Origin of the sequence: Phocaeicola oris (genome assembly GCF_021295095.1) — a bacterium.
Taxonomy (GTDB): Bacteria; Bacteroidota; Bacteroidia; order Bacteroidales; family Bacteroidaceae; genus Phocaeicola; species Phocaeicola oris.
In genome coordinates this window covers 127,829-146,855 of sequence record NZ_JAJLQX010000001.1, presented here as the reverse complement: position 1 = coordinate 146,855, position 19,027 = coordinate 127,829, and the positions used below count along the sequence as shown (strand labels likewise).

Genomic DNA, 19,027 nt, shown 5'->3' with positions numbered 1-19,027 from the left:
CTTATCAAATCCGAATTTTCTCAATAATACATATTATCTTTACTTCACAAAAACAGAAGGAATGCATATACCTTTTAAACATATTATATTTCTGGCAGTCTTTGCCCTGACCTGCATATTCAGTTATCAGACCCATTGGCTGCTTGGTGTTTATCATTCGCAGAAAGAAGAAGTCGAGTTGCATATTGTCGATGCTATGATTGCTGCCGATATTACAGAGATGATGATTCGTGTTGACACTCTGCAAAAAGATTCCTCAAGAAATGGACAGATTACTATTTCTTCCGGTTTCGATAACAAAACCGATACCTCGTATACAAGGGTGCAAACCTTTTATCATTCGAAAGATTCTACGTTGTATAGCACGCGCAAATCAATTATTTATAATAAAGAATTTAACGTACAGAATGGAGACACAACGCAAGCGAAAGTTCATGCCATTGCTATTACAAGTAAACCGGATGATAAAAATTTCTCATTAAACATGTCCGACTTTGCTCATCTGGCAACGAGTATACAACGTGCTATGCATTCCGGATTAGATAACATAACCAAATTGAACATCGCGGTATACGATAGTATCCTTGACAAGCAATTATACCAATATAATATATATAAACCACATAAAATAGAACTGATTCATTATGAAGATAGTCTGTTAGAAAAGTATTCTGTCATCGCGGAAACAAGTACACACGGTTATCATCCGTCAACAAAAGCGCAACGATTCAAATATTATGCCGATGTCGATTCGCAATTAGCGTATCAGATACAAATGGAACCCATTACCTTTGAAGTGCTCAAGCAAATGAAAGGTATGCTTGTTGCTTCTGCTTTCACATTGCTGATTCTTCTTTTTACATATATTTATCTAATCCGAACGCTCTGGAAACAAAAAACATTGGATGAGATGAAAAGCGATTTTACTAATAACATTACTCATGAATTGAAAACACCTATTGCTATTGCTTACGCAGCTAATGACGCAATGCTGAACTTTAATACTATTACGAATCCGGACAAGGCAAAAGAATATTTGAATATTAGCCAAGAACAATTGCAACGGCTGAGCGGCATGGTGGAACAAATTCTTTCCATGAGCATGGAGCAACGTAAAACATTAGAACTTCATAAAGAAAGTATTGGTATTAAAGATATGTTAGATCCATTAGTCGCGCAATTAAAATTAAAAGCCGAAAAGCCGTTGGATATTACATTATCTGTTGATCCGGAAGAACTAATGGTTAATGTCGACCGTATTCATTTTTATAATATCATCAGTAATCTAATTGATAACGCAATTAAATACTCAAAAGAAACAGTGAAGATTGATATCCTTTGTCGGAAAAATAAGGTCGGAGGTGTCTGTATCACGGTAAAAGATAATGGAATAGGCATTCCGCAAGATAAGTTGAAGTATATTTTTGATAAATTCTATCGGGTGTCTAACGGAAATCGTTATGATGTTAAAGGCTATGGCCTGGGACTCTATTATGTGAAGTACATGACAGAGAAACATGGTGGAACAATCGATGTTCAAAGTACAGTGAATGTGGGTACTAAGTTTGTAATTCAATTTAATTAGGTAATGGAGAAGATTCGTGTTTTATTTGTTGAAGATGAGCAGACATTAGCTATGATTATTAAGGATACACTCGATGTTCAATGCTTTGATATACAAATAGCGAAGAATGGAGAAGAGGGATTTCGCTTATTCTGTGAATTACACCCAGAGGTATTAGTCACTGATGTGATGATGCCTAAAATGGATGGCTTCGAATTAGTAAAGCGGATTCGACAGACCGATAAGCATACTCCGGTGCTGTTTCTCACAGCTCGTTCTGCTATGGATGATGTGGTTCAAGGGTTTGAAATTGGTGGGACGGATTATTTAAAAAAACCATTTGGTATGCAGGAATTAATGGTTCGTATTAAAGCTTTGGCTAAACGAGCTTTCGTTCAGGAACAAACAGACAAACAACCGGATTGGTACGACATAGGAAAATACAAGTTTAACCCGACACTTCAACGATTACTTTTTGCCGGAAAAGAGGAAGTACTCTCTTTTCGAGAGTCAGAAATACTAAAACGACTTTGCATGAACGAGAATCAAGTTGTAAATACACAAAATATTCTTTTGGAACTTTGGGGTGATGATACTTTTTTTAATTCCCGAAGCCTACATGTATTCATCACCAAAATCAGACATAAGCTATCGAAAGATTCTCATATACAGATTGTGAATGTCCGTGGAATAGGATATAAACTTATTACAGAATGAGAATTCCAATTCTTTATAAAAGGCAATGTTTATCATGATACTACTCTTTTGGCAATCAATCATAGTCAACTGCTATTTTAATATATAAGAACATGTAAAGTGACGCGGATGAGTTGATCAGTTCATGCGGATGAGTTGATCAGTTCATGCGGATGAGTTGATCGGTTCATGCGGATGAGTTGATCGGTTCATGCGGATGAGTTTTCCAATTCTCTTTATGAAATATAAAAAGCATTTAAATACCCACATAATCTTTTGTTGATGGTATATAACGACTCTTGATTAATTGGCATAGAGTAAGCTATATCATAAAAAACACATGAATATAACCTGATACTTTTAACAATAAGCGTAAAGAAACGGGCAATAAAAAAGAGGATGTGTGTTTAGGACACATCCTCCATTCTGTCTTTTACTTTTTATATTTAGAATATAAATGCTCGAACAAAATAGTAACTTATCATACCTGCAATATAACCAACAAAGGCAATCCACGTAATATGTTTCATATACCATCCGAAAGTAATTTTTTCCAATCCCATGACAACGACACCGGCAGCACTACCGATAATCAGCATTGATCCGCCAACACCGGCACAGTATGCTAATAACTGCCAGAAGATTCCATCGACTGCCATGTCTCCAACCGGAGCAATAGGATACATACCCATACAACCGGCAACTAATGGTACGTTGTCTACAATACTTGAAAGGACTCCGATGACTCCTGTAACCAAATAATGATTACCACCCGACATCGTATCAAGAGATTTTCCTAATGCTGTTAAAACGCCAACCTCTGACAGACAAGCCACAGCCATCAAAATACCAAGGAAGAACATGATAGTAGGTAAATCAATCTTAGTTAAAAGCTTAGAAACCCGATTTACAAAACTACCCACCTGAATTTGATCTTTACGGTAGAATATCTCAGTAACTGTCCAAAGAATAGCAAGAATCAGAAGGATTCCCATAAATGGAGGAAGATCCGTCATATATCGGAAAATGGGAACAAACATTAAACCTCCCACACCTAATACAAAGACTACTCTACGTTGGAAAGCAGTAAACCCTGTTTCCTGTTCATCTTTCCTACTCTCAACTATCTCCAGTTTACCTTTTAACATGAATTGAAGAATGAATGCAGGAACTACCATAGAAATTAAAGAAGGAATGAATATTTCTTTAATAACACCGGCGGAAGTAATGGTATTTCCTATCCAAAGCATGATGGTTGTAACGTCACCAATTGGGGAGAATGCACCACCGCTATTGGCAGAAATAACAATCAACGAAGCATATACAAGGCGATCTTTATGGTCGAAGACAAGTTTTCTAAGCACCATAATCATCACAATACTGGTAGTCAGATTGTCGAGAATAGCTGAAAGAATGAATGTCATAAACGCAATTTTCCAAAGTAAAGCTCGTTTATTCGTAGTCTGCAAAGCACGCTTCACAAAGTTAAAACCACCATTCGAATCAACTATTTCAACAATTGTCATGGCTCCCATCAAGAAGAACAACGTTTCTGATGTATCACCCAAATGTTCCTTAATAATTTCGCTGATTCTGGCAATCATTCCGTCTTCCCCACCTGTAAATCCGTTTGCGACGAGATAAGGAAGTGGATTAATCATATAGATTGTCCACACTAATACACACATCAACAACGCAATGGCAGCCTTGTTGATCTTTAATACACTCTCAAGTGTAATGCACAAGTATCCAAAAATGAATACGACAATAATGGCAATGGTTAAAGATGTCATTTTTTATTATAATTTGAACATAATTTCGCAAATATAATAAATTTACCTTATCTACGAAGAAAAAAAGATAAAAAACCGAACAGAAATTTATGAAAAAGGCAGAAGAATAAACGTTCTGAACATTATATTCTTAGTGTTTTTTTAATTAATCTAATATTTCTCTTTCGTTATTCTTATTAATTTGTAATTTTACAAAGAAATAGAAAAGATGGTCATCGTATGATTAAAGTTAATCTTATTAAGTTAAATCGATAATAAAATAATGTATTTATAATATGAAAAAGTATTTATTCGTTATTATGTCTCTGTTAGTTATGACATCGTGCATGCAAAAAAGACAAGAGCAAACAGATCCTCAGAAATTTACAGGAGCTGTTGGAGAGGTAAAGCTTATCACTCTTGATCCCGGACATTTCCATGCCGCGCTCGTACAGAAAACTTCGTATAATCAGATTAGTGATGATGTATATGTTTACTCTCCCGGCGGAGATGATTTGAAAGAACATCTTGCTAAGATTAATGCTTATAACAATCGAACGGAAAGTCCTACTCATTGGAATGAGATAATTTACACCGGTAAAGATTTCTTTGATAAGATGATTACCGAAAAGAAAGGGAACGTTATGGTAACTGCCGGAAATAATCAATTGAAAACTGATTATATCAAGAAAACATTGGAAGCAGGTATGAATGTGTTTGCTGATAAACCGATGATTATTGATCCGACTAAGTTTGATGAGCTGAAGGAATGTTTTGATATCGCGAAGCAAAAAGATATTCTTCTTTATGATATCATGACAGAACGCAATGAAATAACAACCATTCTTCAGAAAGAATTAGCTCATCTGCCTGATGTTTACGGTGAGCAAGAAATTGGTACGACGGAGTATCCCGGCGTAGAAATGAAAAGTGTACATAATTTCTATAAAGTGGTATCGGGTAACGCATTAACTCGACCGGTGTGGTACTATGATATTAACCAACAGGGCGAGGCCATTGTCGATGTTGCCACTCACTTGGTCGACTTGGTTCAGTGGGAACTCTTTCCGGAAATAATACTCGACTATACGAAAGATATCAAAATGGTTGCCGGAAAACACTGGCCGACAGTTTTAAGCAAGGAACAGTTTAAGATGTCAACAGGTAGCGATGTGTATCCTGATTATCTGAAGAATGTTGTTAAAAATGATTCTCTTTATGAATATCAGAACGGTGAAATTGATTATCAGATTAAGGGTGTGAACGCTAAAGTTACCGCTCTTTGGGACTGGGAAACTCCAATAGGTGGTGATTCTCATTATTCCAAACTTCGCGGAACAAAGGCAGAATTGGTTATTCTTCAAGGTAAGAGTCAAAACTTCCGACCGGAATTGTATATCAATCCGACTGATGCCGCAAAGAAAGATACTAAGGCATATTCCGATGTTTTAGATAAAAACTTTCAGGAATTACAGAAGAAATATCCGGGTATCGAATTGAAAAAGACCAAAGATGGTGGTTGGCACGTCATTATTCCTGACAGTTACCGTAACGGTCATGAAGCTCACTTTGCTCAGGTAATGGAACACTTTCTACAGTATCTGATAGATGGCCAGTTGCCGGAATGGGAAGTTCCCGGAATGCTTGCAAAATATTACGTAACAACCCAGGCTTTAAAGATGGCAAGAGAGCAATAAACTGAAAATGGAAAATGAAGAGATTGAAACAAAGAGGAAGCCAAGTCTATGGGCTTTAAGTCCGTTAATCGTGTTTCTTTGCTTGTACTTGGTGACCTCTTTGATATTAAACGACTTTTATAAGGTGCCTCTCACGGTAGCTTTCTTAATTTCTTCTATTTATGCGATTGGTATCACCAAAAGGCTGACACTAAACCAACGGTTGACACAGTATTCCCTTGGAGCTTCAAATAGTAATATTCTTCTCATGATATGGATTTTTATTCTGGCCAGGGGCTTCGCTCAAAGTGCCAAGGATATAGGGGCTATTGACGCAACAGTCAACTTAACGTTAATGTTATTGCCGAACAATCTACTTCTCGGAGGCATTTTTATTGCTGCTTGTTTTATTTCCATGTCGGTAGGGACATCGGTAGGAACCATTGTCGCATTGGTTCCGGTGGTTGCAGGAATAGCCGACAAGACAGGTTTGAGTATGCCGTTTATGACTGCAATTGTAGTTGGCGGAGCATTCTTTGGCGATAACCTTTCTATGATTTCTGATACGACCATTGCCGCTACTCGTACACAAGGTTGCGCTATGCGTGATAAATTCCGAGTGAACATTCTGATTGCGCTTCCGGCTGCCTCTTTGGTTATTATTTACTACTTTATTAAGGGATTTGATGTGAATATGACTCAAGAGATCGGTCAAGTTGAATGGGTAAAGGTGATTCCTTATCTCATTGTTTTGGGTACTTCCATAGGAGGAATGAATGTTTCACTGGTACTTGTTCTCGGAATAATCTCCACTTGTATCGTTGGTCTGCTTACCGGCAGTGCCGGAATATTCGGTTTGCTGGGTTCCATCGGGAATGGTATCCTTGGTATGGGAGAGCTGATTATAGTGACACTAATGACCGGAGGAATGTTGGAATTGGTTCGTTTTAACGGTGGTGTAGATTACATCATTGAGAAATTGACAAAACACATTAACAATAAACGTGGAGCCGAACTTACTATTGCTACATTAGTGAGTATTGCGAATCTATGTACAGCGAATAATACTATCGCGATCATCACCATTGACCCATTAGCCAATGAGATTTCTGATAAATTTCATGTTGATAAGCGGAAGAGTGCCAGCCTATTGGACACTTTCTCGTGTGTGGTTCAAGGAATTATTCCATACGGGGCGCAAATGTTATTAGCTGCCAAACTTACGCAACTCTCTCCTATTAGCATTATCGGGTATCTTTATTATCCGTTGACATTGGGCGGCATCGCATTACTCTGTATTCTGTTTAGATTGCCGAACAGATACTCATAAACCCAAATGTCAATATGTATCATTTGATAAAGTGATGCGTAAGTTGGCAAACTGATACACATGAGTTTGACGAAGTTATTAAATGACTCTGATAAATGTTTTGATGCACTATAAGATTATAAAAGCTGACCCGAAAGAGCCAGCTTTTATAGATTGAGATGAGTTACTATATTAATTTTGAGCACCACCCATAATATCAAGCAACTCGCTTGTAATAGCCTGCTGGCGAGTCTTATTATACATCAGTGTAAGCTCATCTAACAAATCGTTTGCATTATCGGTAGCGGTTTGCATGGCAATGGTTCGTGCTGCATGCTCGGAACAAGCGGTGTCAAGCAATACCGTATAAATTTTTAGCCGTAATGATTTGGGAAGTATATTTATCAACAATTCTTCTACCGATGGTTCAAGAATATAATTGAAATACATATTCTGTTCCTCTTCTTTCTGTTCTTTTGCGTCCATCGCTACCGGAAGGTATGTTTCCTGAGTCAGTACTTGTGAAGATGTTGATTTGAAATGATGATAAATCAATATCACCTTATCAATCTCTTTCTTCGCATATTTCGTCATCAGTTCTCGCGCTAAATTCGATGCGTCCGTAAAGTTGGGCTTATCAGCCATTCCGGTATAATTGTCTTTAACATCTATCCCCATTTTGACTGCCGCGTCGCGTATTTTCTTTCCGACAGGATAAATCAGAACATTCTCCTTCCCCAACTGCTTATATTCATTGTACGTCTTCCGGAACGCTTTAATAATATTGGCATTGAAAGCACCGCATAAGCTTTGGTTAGAAGAGAATACCACAATAGCTACTCTTTTCACATCGTCATGCTCCATCATGAAAGGCGACTGAATGTTCATGTCCTGACCGCTTTCCAAAAAGTCGGCCATAATGCTATGCAGTCTGTGTTCATAAGGAAGCATGTTCTCTACAGCCTTCTGCATTTTGTGCAGTTTCGCAGAGGCTACCATCTTCATAGCAGAAGTAATTTTACTTGTACTCTTGACGGAATTAATTCTTCCTTTAACTTCTTTCAGTGATGCCATAGTTATGCTTTATAAGTAGATGCTGTATCGGCAGCTATTTGCTCAATAATTGATGTTATTTCTTCTGTCAGCTTACCGGAAGCTAATGTGTCGATAACGTCTTTCTGATGTTCTGCACGCAAACGCTGCAAGAAGGTATCTTGAAACTCAGTAACCTTTTCCAATGGTATGTCACGCATCAAACCATGAACACCACAGTAAAGTATTGCCACCTGTTCACCTACCGCCATAGGACTGTATTGCGGCTGAATAAGCAATTTGTTATTCTTACGACCACGATCCAATGTTCTTGCAGTTACCTTATCCATATCACTACTGAACTTAGAAAAAGCTTCCAACTCACGATATTGGGCTTGGTCTATCTTCAAGGTTCCGGCCACTTTCTTCATACTCTTAATCTGAGCGCTACCACCAACACGAGATACGGAAATACCAACATCAATTGCCGGACGGAATCCCTGATTGAACAAGTTGGTATCCAAGAAAATCTGACCATCGGTAATGGAGATGACATTAGTAGGAATATATGCTGATACATCGCCTGCTTGAGTTTCGATAATAGGAAGAGCGGTGAGTGATCCACCACCTTTTACTTTACCTTTCATGCTTTCAGGCAAATCATTCATCTGTTCGGCAACTTCCTGTTGACCGATAATTCTTGCTGCACGTTCCAACAAACGGGAATGCAGGTAGAAGATGTCACCCGGATAAGCTTCACGTCCGGAAGGACGACGAAGAATTAAAGATACCTCACGATATGCGACAGCCTGTTTAGACAAATCATCATAAACAACCAAAGCATCGCGTCCCGTATCACGGAAATACTCTCCGATGGCAGCACCGGCAAATGGAGCGAAGTATTGCAGAGCGGCAGGAATAGCTGCTGTCGCGGAAACAACAATAGTATAATCCATGGCTCCATATTTCTTTAATATATTAACTAAGTTGGCAACAGTCGAAGCCTTCTGACCAATAGCTACATAAATGCAATAGACCGGTTTGCCTGCTTCAAAGTTGGCACGTTGGTTGATAATGGTATCGATTGCTATAGCAGTCTTACCTGTCTGACGGTCACCGATAATCAACTCACGTTGTCCGCGACCGATAGGGATCATGGCATCAACAGATTTCAAACCGGTCTGCAATGGCTGATTTACCGGCTGGCGATAAATAACCCCCGGAGCTTTACGTTCCAAAGGCATTTCACATAATTCGCCGTCAATCTCGCCACGTCCGTCCAAAGGCTCGCCCAAAGGGTTGATAACACGTCCCAACATACTCTCTCCTACACGGATAGAAGCAATACGTTTGGTACGTTTTACAATCATGCCTTCCTTGATTTGATCAGTTGGTCCCAGTAACACCGCGCCTACATTGTCTTCCTCCAAGTTCATTACAATAGCTTTTGTACCATTATCGAACTCAAGTAGTTCACCGGCTTCCGCGTTTTTTAATCCGTAGATACGCACCACACCATCGCTTACCTGAAGTACTTCGCCCACCTCATCAAACTGAAGTGACGTATCAATATCCTTCAACTGTCGGAGCAGTATCTCGGAAACCTCACTGGGTCTTATTTTTTCAGACATAGTTCTAATTTAATAATTAATATAATGTAGTGAAAGATTCCATAGCTTTCAGACTACTCTTCTGTTTTTCTCAATGAACTGCTTCTTTACGAGTTGCATTTGATGAGCAACACTGGCATCCAAACGATATGTCCCAAGTTGGAAGATAAATCCTCCAAGGATGTTTGGATTTACTTGAGTAGTAAACTCAGCAGTTCCTTTTGTCTCATTTGCTACCATCTTACGAATGCGCTCCACTATTTCGGGAGTTGCAGGCGTAGCGGTAATCAAACTGCCCACACTGATATTTTCCTGTTTTCTATATAAACCGATATAGGAAGTGGCCATAAACAATATCGCACCCTCACGCTTCTCCTTTAAAACAAGTTGTATGAAGCGTTTGATTTCGGATGTTATTTCACCGCCAATAGCTTCTTCCAGCAGATTCGCTTTCTTCTTTGTTTCAAGCAAAGAATTATTCACGGCAGTCCGCAGTTCAGGAACAGTCATCAAGGTCTCTTTTAGTTTCAACACTTCATGGTAGACTCTTTCTGCCGCGCCTGTTTCATTGGCATATTCCAATAAAGCTTTGGCATAACGTACTGCGATAGATCCTATAGTCATAAATTATCAGTTTTTAGAAATGTTTACTTCGTCCAACAGACGTTCAATCATATCAGTCTGTTTGAATTCATCATCGAGGTTCTTACGTAATACTTTCTCTGCAATGTCAACCGACAATATAGCAACCTGACGGCGGATATCGCGTATAGCATCTTCTTTTTCGGCTTCAATTTGTTTTTTTGCCTCTTCCAGAAGTTTATTACCTTCAACGCGAGCCTGATCCTTTGCTTCGGCTACTATCTGTTCACGAGTTTTAGCTGCTTCGTTAAGTATGCGTGCCTGCTCTTCGTGGGCCTTAGCCAAGATGCTTTCACCTTCGGCTTTTAAATTGGCAAGCTGTTCATTGGCTTGCTTTGCCGCAATCAGGGAATTATCTATATACGACTTACGTTCGTTCACCATCTTTGTAATAACCGGAAATCCGAACTTCGCCAATATAAAGAATACTACCAGAAACGCAAAAAGCATCCAGAACAGTAAACCACTATCGGGCATTAACAATGACATATAATTTCTCCTTTTTTATTTATAGTGCCATAAAACAAACTGCGCATGCGAACAATGCAACACCTTCAATCAAGGCTCCAATAATAATCATATTCATACGAATATCTGAAGCTGATTCCGGTTGACGGGCAATAGCTTCCATTGCAGCTCCACCAATCTTACCAATGCCTAATCCTGCGCCAACAACTGCGATACCAGCACCAAGTGCGGCACCTAATTTACTCAAGGCTGCGCCAGCAGCAGCTTGTAATAACATACTTGATAGTAACATAGTCTTAAATTTTTAATTGTTTATATTTAATTTATTTTCTTGCTTCTTGCCGTGATAGTCCGATAAAGGCTGATGACAGCATGGTAAATACATAAGCCTGAATAAAGGCAACCAATAATTCCAAGCAGTTCATAAAAATGACCAACAGGATAGAAATGGCAGACATCATGCCATTAATTACTGCCCCCATTGTAGCTGTCACGAAGATGATACTAACTAACGCCAAAATTGCCGAGTGACCGGCTGTAATATTGGCAAATAGACGAATCATCAATGCAAATGGTTTGGTAAAAATACCAAAAATCTCAATGGCCGGCATAATTGGTATAGGAACTTTTAACCACATCGGTACCTCCGGCCAAAGAATATCTTTCCAATATTCCTTGTTACCAAATACGTTAACTGCTACGAATGTACATAATGCCAAGACTAATGTAACAGCAATGTTACCGGTAACATTGGCACCGCCCGGAAAGATTGGAATGATTCCCATGACATTATTGACGAAGATAAAGAAGAAAGCAGTCAACAGATAAGGCGAATATTTTTTGTATTCCTTACCGACGCAAGCTTTAATCACATCGTTCTCAATCATCATGATGAACATTTCCATAAATCCGACAAATCCTTTTGGCGCGACATCTTCTGCCTTTTTACCTTTATACCAATGAGCACAGCCCAAAATAATAAGGATAAGTATGAGGCTATTGATAAGCAAGGAAAGGACGGTCTTTGTAATTGAGATGTCCAATGGCTTCTTCTCTCCTTCTGCGATTGTCTCGACTATCTTTCCAATATGGTCACCTTCAGTGGCAATATGGAAACCTTCGTATTCCATTCCTTCGGGATAGAGATGAGAGGAAGAGAATACATGCCACCCCGTAGTGCCACTGTAGACAATCACCGGAAGTGGAATGACTATATCTGTTTCGCCTATCTTAGTGATATGCCATTCGTATGAGTCGGTTATATGACCCTTTACTATCTCTGTAGCATTCACCTGATCTTGCTGAGGAGTTTCTTCTGTCTGAGCAAATGAGACGGAGAACGTCAGCAAGCAAAGAATTGCGATGAGGATATATCTTAACTTATTCATTCTTATTTATCTTTTTACTATTAATCAACTTTTCCCGTCTCTCTTTCGAGAAGAAAAAGCTTGTTTCAAATAAAATGATGAAGAAATAAAATGCTATACCGGCAAGTACTATGTCTGTTCGATGAATTCCTCCCAGCAGCATTACTCCTACACACGCAAATATAAATAGGAGAAAACGTGCTACCGTATGCCCGAAATATATTACGAACAAATCTTTTTTAACATCACTGCGCCATGCTTTATCGTATAACACGATGAAAAACAAGCCGTAAATGTAAAAAAAGACCGGTATCACCGGAAGAAAAGAAAAGTAATGTGAAGGATAACCGAATCGAAGTATCGAAAAGACAATGATTAATGCAATAAGAAGTACTACCGCACTATATATCAGATAACTTCTCTTCAACGATTTTCCTCTCATACTTCCCTCCTATACTTCTACACAGACTGACACTTCATTATTCTTCACTTGAACAAAGCCTCCTTTTATTATCACGTCCTTGGAATCTTCACCATTTGTATAGGTGACTGTCCCTTCATCAAGACTTGAAATAATAGGCGCATGAAGTGGCAAAACGGTAAAAGCTGACTTTGTACCCGGTAACTTTACACTATCAACCACCCCATCATATAGTATACCTTCGGGAGTAGCAATAGTCAGCTTCAATACTTTACTTTCGTTTGCCATAACTTTACATTTTTAATTAGATGCTTCCATCAACTTCTTGCCCTTGGCAATGGCATCCTCAATAGTACCTACATTCAGGAATGCTTGCTCGGGAAGGTCATCGACTTCTCCATCTAAAATCATATTGAAACCTTTAATAGTATCTTCAATAGATACAAGTACGCCGGGAACTCCGGTAAACTGCTCGGCAACGTGGAATGGTTGTGATAAAAATCGCTGTACGCGACGAGCACGATTAACAGTTGTCTTGTCTTCATCCGACAACTCGTCCATACCTAAAATGGCAATAATATCCTGCAATTCCTTGTTGCGCTGCAGAATTTGCTTAACACGCTGTGCCGTCTCGTAATGCTTTTTACCGATAACATTCGGGTCCATGATACGTGATGTTGAATCCAAAGGATCGACAGCCGGATAAATACCCAATTCGGTAATCTTTCTGCTCAATACGGTTGTTGCGTCCAAGTGAGTAAAAGTCGTTGCCGGAGCCGGGTCGGTTAAGTCGTCGGCAGGCACATAAACAGCTTGAACAGAAGTGATTGAACCGTTCTTTGTTGAAGTAATACGTTCCTGCATCTGTCCCATCTCTGTCGCTAATGTAGGCTGATAACCTACGGCTGATGGCATTCGACCTAACAGAGCTGATACCTCAGAACCTGCCTGAGTGAAACGGAATATATTATCAATAAAGAACAATATATCACGAGGCGCGTCCGCATCGCCACTTTTGCCGTCACGGAACGACTCTGCTATAGTTAAACCTGATAACGCGACAGAAGAACGTGCGCCGGGAGGCTCATTCATCTGACCATATACTAAAGTTGCCTGAGATTTGGCTATCTCATCGTAATCTACTTTAGAGAGATCCCAATTCCCTTCTTCCATACTCTTTTTGAAGTCTTCGCCATAACGGATAACACTGGATTCAATCATTTCACGAAGCAAATCGTTTCCCTCACGCGTACGTTCCCCTACACCTGAAAAAACAGAAAAACCATTATTGGCCTTCGCGATGTTATTGATAAGTTCCATGATTAACACGGTTTTACCCACACCGGCACCGCCAAACAAACCAATCTTACCACCTTTGGCATAAGGCTCTAACAAATCGATAACCTTGATACCTGTGAATAAAACTTCCTGAGTGGTAGCTAATTCCTCAAATTTTGGAGGTTCACGGTGAATAGGAAGCGCGCCTTCCTTACTGAGAGGCTTCATTCCATCAACCGCTTCACCCACTACATTCATCAATCGACCTTTGATTTGGGTTCCAACAGGCATTGTAATAGGCTGTCCCATTGGAGAAACTTCCAAGCCGCGTTTCAAACCGTCGGTACTATCCATAGCAACAGCACGAACCATATCTTCACCAATATGCTGTTGTACTTCAAGAATCAACATTCTCCCGTCCGGGCGCTTACACGTCAGTCCATCATGAATACGAGGAAGAAGCATCTCTGAATCAATGTTATCTCCCGTAAAGACCACATCCACAACCGGTCCGATTACCTGAGATATATGCCCAATTAATTGTGACATAAGCGTAATTTATTATTAAATTTAATAGTTTCCAATCTAAACAATCCTTGGATCGCTTTTAATTCATATCTCGCAAAGTTAGAAATATTCTACAATTAAAACGAAGATGAGCTGTTTTTTTTAGCCAAAAATGAATTTTTCCTTTAAATATGTGGAAAAAGCAGGATACGTTTTTAAATTTGTTTTTATCTTTTAGCATTCCTATGCATTCTATCAATTTCGGATAGGGTAAAAAATCATATATACAGTTTGTATGCCATCATTGATATGACTTATACTTTCGTTTGCTATCAATGATGACAAAGGTATTCTTATCTATATAATATTTGCTTTTTATGCATATATCGTTTATATTTGTATAAACAATTCAGGTGTACTACGTGCGTGAGACAAGTGTACCACGTGCGTGAACAACATGCGCCACCTGCGTGATACACTTGTCTCACGCACGTGGTACACCTAATATTTACTATAACTTTAAAAATTTATCAATATGAAATTCAAAATGATGAAGAAAAAAGAAGGTGAGATTCTGTTTGATTTCTATACCGTGCCTAATGCTAAAAACAAAGATGAAATGATCTATTGCGTTCGTCCTGTTATTCAACGTACCGTTACAGCTAATGATTTAGCCACACGAATTGAGAAAGAATGTACACTTACACGGGCTGATGTAAAAGCGGTTATAGAAGCTCTAAGTAATCATATTGCCAATTGTCTGGCCAATGGAGAACGAGTTCATTTACCAAATTTAGGATATTTCAATTTGAAATTAAAAAGTGATGTAAAAATTGATCCAAACAAGACTAAAGCCAATCATATTTCGTATGATACCACAGGGTTCACTCCGGATAAAGGTTTTAATAATCAGTTGATTAACATGGCTTTCCGACGCTGTCCGCTCATGCACGGCAAATATCCGACGAAAGAAAAGATTGTAGAAAAGTTGAAACAATTCTTTGACAGTGGTAAAACGTCGTTCGTTCGCGCCCATATAGAAGCTGCATTCGGTGTGTCTCGATCTACCGCTCATCGCATCATAAAAGATTTGTTGCAGTCAGGGAAAATTGTTAATGAAAACACGAAGAGAAATCCTATATATGTCAAAGGGCCAAACTTCTAATCGGTTGTATTCTTTGGCGATAGGAAGAAAGTTGTATTAACGATCCCCATAGGATAAGAACATATACAGTCATCCAATAGATAACATAATTCAATAAATTTTTCTAAATAAGCAGAATCTTTTAAAACATGCATGAGGAAATCTTTCGTGCTGAAAGGCAGAGCAACTCGAAGCGAATTCTGGTGGTTTCTATTAATAAGTGTTGTCATCAACTTTTTATGTTATGGCATACTGTTGGCGAATAATGAAGAATTTAACGCGACTATAGCCTTGCCTGTAACCATTCTACTTCTTTTAGCATTAGTTTTACTTCCGGCATCAATCAGTGTATGTGTGCGCCGGTTGCATGACTCCGGCCACAGCGGTTGGAATTTTTTCTGGTCTTTCTTCCCTTTCGTTGGTTGCTTAGTTCTATTATACCTTGTCTGCTTAGGAAGTGCTCCGGATAATGAGTACGGTCCTAATCCGTTTAAGGAAACGGAAGGAACAGTTTAGAGTCAATTTTAGAATGAAAATAAAAACTTAAAATAAAGGTATAAGTCTTTTATCTAATACTTTTATCGCTATGTTCTTAATAATCAAATAACCATGAAATCAATAAAAATAATCAGTATTATTGGAGCTATTCTCCTGTTATTTGTTAATGTAAGCCGTTTTGTTTCGGGTGATGAAAAATGGTGGGAATTCATTATTTTTCTATACCCACCCATCATGATGATAATACTGGCTTATAACACGAAAAGTGATATAAAAAAGAAATAGCCTTTAAGCGTAGAATTAAGTGTTATTGAGGTTACTCATATTGAAAGTGTAAGCTGTGTATATAGAGAAATAATCTAAACAGGATGAGTAATATGAAAACAACAGAAAAATTATTAATCATTGTAAGTATATTATTGATTATCCTTAATACATGTTCCCTCATTTTTTTGAAAAAAAATGGTGGGAATACCTGATAATGATGTTTATACCTATTTCAATATTAATAATAGTATACCTCAATAGAAAAAAGTAACAGATTTATTTTATGTTATCCCATAATCCAAAGAAATCTGTTTCGCCGAGATATAAATGAGAATAAGTGGCTATAACATTCTTGTACCGAAGTAATGGTGAATTGACATCAATGTCGTATGTATTCCCCGTCTTGCATACGATTTCTCTTTCCGGATAATGATTGCATGTGGTGTAATGAAACTCATATCCGCGCAGATGAAAGTGTTCGGCATTCATCTGCCGGTATCCGGAGCAAATCTTTGGTCCGTTCATGGTGACATCAATAGGGAACACTCCCGCCATTTCGTATGCTGTTCCTCCCTCCCGAATGGATAAAGTACGTCCCAGCAGTACCATTCCTCCATCTTCCGCGAGTATTTTCCCTCCTTCTTCGGCGAAAGTTTTCAAATCATCAAGCATTCTTTTCCGTCGATGTAGTTGACGTGCAAATAATTCGGGGTATCCACCCGGCAAATAAACGATGTCGGCTTTAGGTAAATCGTTGCCAAATACCGGACTGAACTTGAGAATTGTCCCAAATTTATTCAGATGAGTGAGATTTTCCGTATAAGTGAGTCCGAACGCAGGATCATCGGCTACCGCTATAGTCAGCTTCTTTCTTAACGAAAGGCTTTCCACATCTATCTCTTCATTATAAGGTAGCGTATACTCAACAGGAAAATTTCGCTGTGTAATACTTAACAATTTGTCCACTTCAACATATCGACTGATATAATCGGCAGCCAATTCAAAAGTTGCGTTCAAATCGTTCCATTCTTTGTTAGTATAGCAATGATGCTTGGAAGGAATCTTCAGTTTCTCGTCGAATGGGATATACCCTAAGCACTCTACTCCGGCATCATTACAACACCTACGGAGGAATGTGTGTTGCTCCGATGAAACCACCTGATTAAACACCACTCCGACAATTCGAATGGAAGAATAGAAATGCTTGAATCCAAAAATAGACGCAGCCACCGAATAAGATGCTCCTGTCGCATTAACAATTAATAAAACAGGAAGTTTTAAACGCATCGCAATAGTTGCGCTACTCCCTGTCAAACGGTCGTACCCGTCAAACAGACCGGAATGGCCTTCAGTGATACATACATCGGCACAATCGCCATACTTATTATATAAACGTTGGATATGAGATTTTGATGTTACCCATGCGTCCAGATGGTAGGAAGGTTTTCCCGACGCATAGCTTAAAAGTTTTGTATCAATAAAGTCGGAGCCGCTTTTAAATGCTTGTCCGGTCAGGTTCTGACGCTTCAGTAATCGTAACAATCCTGCGGAAAAGATTGTTTTTCCGCAGGATTGCGATATAGACCCGACTAAGATTTGTGACTTCATTATTACTTAATAACCAGAATAGGTGTGTTAGCATGGAAAATCATCTTTCTTGCAATGCTCGGATTAAAAAGTCGCGCAAAGATATTTCGCTTATAATTTGTAATACAAATCACATCTATCTTCTCTTCTTTCACATACTTATCCAAATTGCTCAGAATGTCATCGTCGGCTATCATGCTATATTTCAAATTCAACTTCGGATATTGCTTTTGGAAATAGTCTTTTATACCTGCCAGCTTTATTTCGTTCCATGCATCATTATCCGAGCTCAGATGAATAAAAGAAATAGTTGCGTCAGGATTGCTGAATGCGTTAATAAGATTATCGAAAGCTACCAAGTCACGCTGATCAAAAGAAGTGACAAAAGCCATCTTCTTTATCTCCTTAAATGTAGCGACGTGCGACTCTTCCGCAATAGCGTAAACAGAAGTCTTACTGCGTTCTATTACTTCGGCAGTGACACTGCCTATCAGCTCAATATCTTTTTGATTCTTTCCGCGAGTACCCATCACTATAAGTTGTGGGCGGATCTCTTTAGCATATTTCAGAATTTCCTCTTCAGGGATGCCATCTCGAAGTGTACACGAATACTTCACATTCGGAAATTCTTTTGTTTCTACTTTTTGTTTAATTGTTTTTGCCAGTTTATTCAACTCTTCCTGTTCCTGATCAAGCAACGACTTCAAGTCAGTACCCACGTCGGTAGTGACATTAAACGAATCTGCGTTATAAGGAATATTAGGCATGAACATCGGACTGGAATACACATGCAACAAGGCAACTTCGGCATGAATTGCGTCAGCATACGAGAAGCCAAACTCACATGCTTTCAGTGAATAATCGGAAAAGTCGACAGGAATAAGTACTTTCCTTACGGATTTTCTCTTCTTGTACTCCACCGATTTATTCATAACATCTTCCGACATCCAGCCGGAATTCTCAATAATTTGTAATGCTTTAGGCAAATCACTTTCCTTAATACGTACACGAACTCCCGATGATACAACCGGTTGTATCAGATTAACGTTATGAATAGTGGCTTCAATGCCTTCCGATTCGAGCAGCGTCTTTAGGATCTGTGCTTTAGCATAAGTTAAGATAGAGAGTGTAACCAATTTGTCTTCCATACTTCATTACTTTTTTGATTAAAAAAGATAAGAAAACATAC

17 protein-coding genes are annotated in these 19,027 nt (G+C 38.8%); 6 read left to right on the top strand and 11 right to left on the bottom strand.

Translation table 11 applies throughout. The features are described from left to right. Positions 1-61 precede the first annotated feature (61 nt). On the top strand, positions 62-1,585 hold the full coding sequence (locus LO761_RS00675; RefSeq protein WP_272816410.1) for a sensor histidine kinase: 1,524 nt from the start codon (positions 62-64) through the stop codon (positions 1,583-1,585). 3 nt (positions 1,586-1,588) lie between these two features. Beyond that, entirely contained in the window at positions 1,589-2,281 is a 693-nt protein-coding gene (locus LO761_RS00670; RefSeq protein WP_272816409.1) for a response regulator transcription factor, read from the top strand. 425 nt (positions 2,282-2,706) lie between these two features. Here LO761_RS00670 and nhaD read toward each other — a convergent pair whose 3' ends face one another. After that, positions 2,707-4,053, bottom strand: a complete 1,347-nt coding sequence (gene nhaD / locus LO761_RS00665; protein ID WP_272816408.1) for a sodium:proton antiporter NhaD — start codon at positions 4,051-4,053, stop codon at positions 2,707-2,709. Positions 4,054-4,328: 275 nt separating this feature from the next. On the opposite strand from nhaD, the gene LO761_RS00660 reads away from it, so the two are divergent. After that, positions 4,329-5,729 carry a putative oxidoreductase C-terminal domain-containing protein gene (locus LO761_RS00660; protein ID WP_272816407.1) on the top strand — a complete coding sequence of 467 codons (1,401 nt, stop codon included), beginning with the start codon at positions 4,329-4,331 and terminating at the stop codon, positions 5,727-5,729. Between the two features lie 7 nt (positions 5,730-5,736). Beyond that, a complete protein-coding gene (locus LO761_RS00655; protein ID WP_272816406.1) occupies positions 5,737-7,038 on the top strand; it encodes a Na+/H+ antiporter NhaC family protein in 1,302 nt (433 codons plus the stop codon). A 171-nt stretch (positions 7,039-7,209) separates the two neighbouring features. Here the strand turns inward: LO761_RS00655 and LO761_RS00650 are convergent, their stop codons facing one another. The 8 genes from LO761_RS00650 to atpD all read right to left on the bottom strand — a co-directional run bounded on the left by LO761_RS00650 (position 7,210) and on the right by atpD (position 14,384). Continuing rightward, entirely contained in the window at positions 7,210-8,091 is an 882-nt protein-coding gene (locus LO761_RS00650) for a F0F1 ATP synthase subunit gamma (RefSeq protein ID WP_272816405.1), read from the bottom strand. A 2-nt stretch (positions 8,092-8,093) separates the two neighbouring features. Then, positions 8,094-9,680 (bottom strand): F0F1 ATP synthase subunit alpha, encoded by a 1,587-nt coding sequence (atpA, locus tag LO761_RS00645; protein WP_272816404.1) that lies wholly within the window; start codon positions 9,678-9,680, stop codon positions 8,094-8,096. 48 nt (positions 9,681-9,728) lie between these two features. Next, positions 9,729-10,283: a F0F1 ATP synthase subunit delta gene (locus LO761_RS00640; protein ID WP_272816403.1), complete on the bottom strand. Its 555-nt coding sequence runs from the start codon at positions 10,281-10,283 to the stop codon at positions 9,729-9,731. 6 nt (positions 10,284-10,289) lie between these two features. After that, a complete protein-coding gene (gene atpF, locus LO761_RS00635) occupies positions 10,290-10,790 on the bottom strand; it encodes a F0F1 ATP synthase subunit B (RefSeq protein ID WP_272816402.1) in 501 nt (166 codons plus the stop codon). Between the two features lie 19 nt (positions 10,791-10,809). Then, positions 10,810-11,061, bottom strand: a complete 252-nt coding sequence (gene atpE, locus LO761_RS00630; protein WP_272816401.1) for an ATP synthase F0 subunit C — start codon at positions 11,059-11,061, stop codon at positions 10,810-10,812. A gap of 31 nt (positions 11,062-11,092) precedes the next feature. Further along, entirely contained in the window at positions 11,093-12,157 is a 1,065-nt protein-coding gene (gene atpB / locus LO761_RS00625; protein WP_272816400.1) for a F0F1 ATP synthase subunit A, read from the bottom strand. 430 nt (positions 12,158-12,587) lie between these two features. After that, complete coding sequence (locus LO761_RS00620) at positions 12,588-12,845, bottom strand: F0F1 ATP synthase subunit epsilon (RefSeq protein ID WP_272816399.1); 258 nt, start codon at positions 12,843-12,845, stop codon at positions 12,588-12,590. A gap of 12 nt (positions 12,846-12,857) precedes the next feature. Continuing rightward, positions 12,858-14,384 (bottom strand): F0F1 ATP synthase subunit beta, encoded by a 1,527-nt coding sequence (gene atpD / locus LO761_RS00615; RefSeq protein ID WP_272816398.1) that lies wholly within the window; start codon positions 14,382-14,384, stop codon positions 12,858-12,860. 493 nt (positions 14,385-14,877) lie between these two features. On the opposite strand from atpD, the gene LO761_RS00610 reads away from it, so the two are divergent. Both LO761_RS00610 and LO761_RS00605 read left to right on the top strand, forming a co-directional pair. After that, a complete protein-coding gene (locus tag LO761_RS00610) occupies positions 14,878-15,507 on the top strand; it encodes an HU family DNA-binding protein (protein WP_272816397.1) in 630 nt (209 codons plus the stop codon). 132 nt (positions 15,508-15,639) lie between these two features. Continuing rightward, the gene (locus tag LO761_RS00605; protein ID WP_272816396.1) at positions 15,640-16,002 is read left to right on the top strand and encodes a DUF805 domain-containing protein; all 363 of its coding nucleotides are present in this window, start codon (positions 15,640-15,642) and stop codon (positions 16,000-16,002) included. A gap of 525 nt (positions 16,003-16,527) precedes the next feature. On the opposite strand, the gene LO761_RS00600 is transcribed toward LO761_RS00605, so the two are convergent. After that, positions 16,528-17,859 (bottom strand): cobyrinate a,c-diamide synthase, encoded by a 1,332-nt coding sequence (locus tag LO761_RS00600; protein WP_272816395.1) that lies wholly within the window; start codon positions 17,857-17,859, stop codon positions 16,528-16,530. A 2-nt stretch (positions 17,860-17,861) separates the two neighbouring features. Continuing rightward, positions 17,862-18,986, bottom strand: a complete 1,125-nt coding sequence (locus LO761_RS00595; RefSeq protein WP_272816394.1) for a universal stress protein — start codon at positions 18,984-18,986, stop codon at positions 17,862-17,864. Between the last annotated feature and the right edge of the window lie 41 nt (positions 18,987-19,027).

What these genes read in the sequence shown, in the direction of transcription:
- LO761_RS00595 (WP_272816394.1), bottom strand. Translation starts at nt 18,986, where the DNA reads ATGGAAGACAAATTGGTTACACTCTCTATCTTAACTTATGCTAAAGCA.
- LO761_RS00650 (WP_272816405.1), bottom strand. Translation starts at nt 8,091, where the DNA reads ATGGCATCACTGAAAGAAGTTAAAGGAAGAATTAATTCCGTCAAGAGT.
- LO761_RS00675 (WP_272816410.1), top strand. Translation starts at nt 62, where the DNA reads ATGCATATACCTTTTAAACATATTATATTTCTGGCAGTCTTTGCCCTG.
- atpE (WP_272816401.1), bottom strand. Translation starts at nt 11,061, where the DNA reads ATGTTACTATCAAGTATGTTATTACAAGCTGCTGCTGGCGCAGCCTTG.
- nhaD (WP_272816408.1), bottom strand. Translation starts at nt 4,053, where the DNA reads ATGACATCTTTAACCATTGCCATTATTGTCGTATTCATTTTTGGATAC.
- atpA (WP_272816404.1), bottom strand. Translation starts at nt 9,680, where the DNA reads ATGTCTGAAAAAATAAGACCCAGTGAGGTTTCCGAGATACTGCTCCGA.
- LO761_RS00640 (WP_272816403.1), bottom strand. Translation starts at nt 10,283, where the DNA reads ATGACTATAGGATCTATCGCAGTACGTTATGCCAAAGCTTTATTGGAA.
- LO761_RS00610 (WP_272816397.1), top strand. Translation starts at nt 14,878, where the DNA reads ATGAAATTCAAAATGATGAAGAAAAAAGAAGGTGAGATTCTGTTTGAT.
- LO761_RS00600 (WP_272816395.1), bottom strand. Translation starts at nt 17,859, where the DNA reads ATGAAGTCACAAATCTTAGTCGGGTCTATATCGCAATCCTGCGGAAAA.
- LO761_RS00605 (WP_272816396.1), top strand. Translation starts at nt 15,640, where the DNA reads ATGAGGAAATCTTTCGTGCTGAAAGGCAGAGCAACTCGAAGCGAATTC.
- LO761_RS00660 (WP_272816407.1), top strand. Translation starts at nt 4,329, where the DNA reads ATGAAAAAGTATTTATTCGTTATTATGTCTCTGTTAGTTATGACATCG.
- LO761_RS00670 (WP_272816409.1), top strand. Translation starts at nt 1,589, where the DNA reads ATGGAGAAGATTCGTGTTTTATTTGTTGAAGATGAGCAGACATTAGCT.
- LO761_RS00620 (WP_272816399.1), bottom strand. Translation starts at nt 12,845, where the DNA reads ATGGCAAACGAAAGTAAAGTATTGAAGCTGACTATTGCTACTCCCGAA.
- atpB (WP_272816400.1), bottom strand. Translation starts at nt 12,157, where the DNA reads ATGAATAAGTTAAGATATATCCTCATCGCAATTCTTTGCTTGCTGACG.
- atpF (WP_272816402.1), bottom strand. Translation starts at nt 10,790, where the DNA reads ATGTCATTGTTAATGCCCGATAGTGGTTTACTGTTCTGGATGCTTTTT.
- LO761_RS00655 (WP_272816406.1), top strand. Translation starts at nt 5,737, where the DNA reads ATGGAAAATGAAGAGATTGAAACAAAGAGGAAGCCAAGTCTATGGGCT.
- atpD (WP_272816398.1), bottom strand. Translation starts at nt 14,384, where the DNA reads ATGTCACAATTAATTGGGCATATATCTCAGGTAATCGGACCGGTTGTG.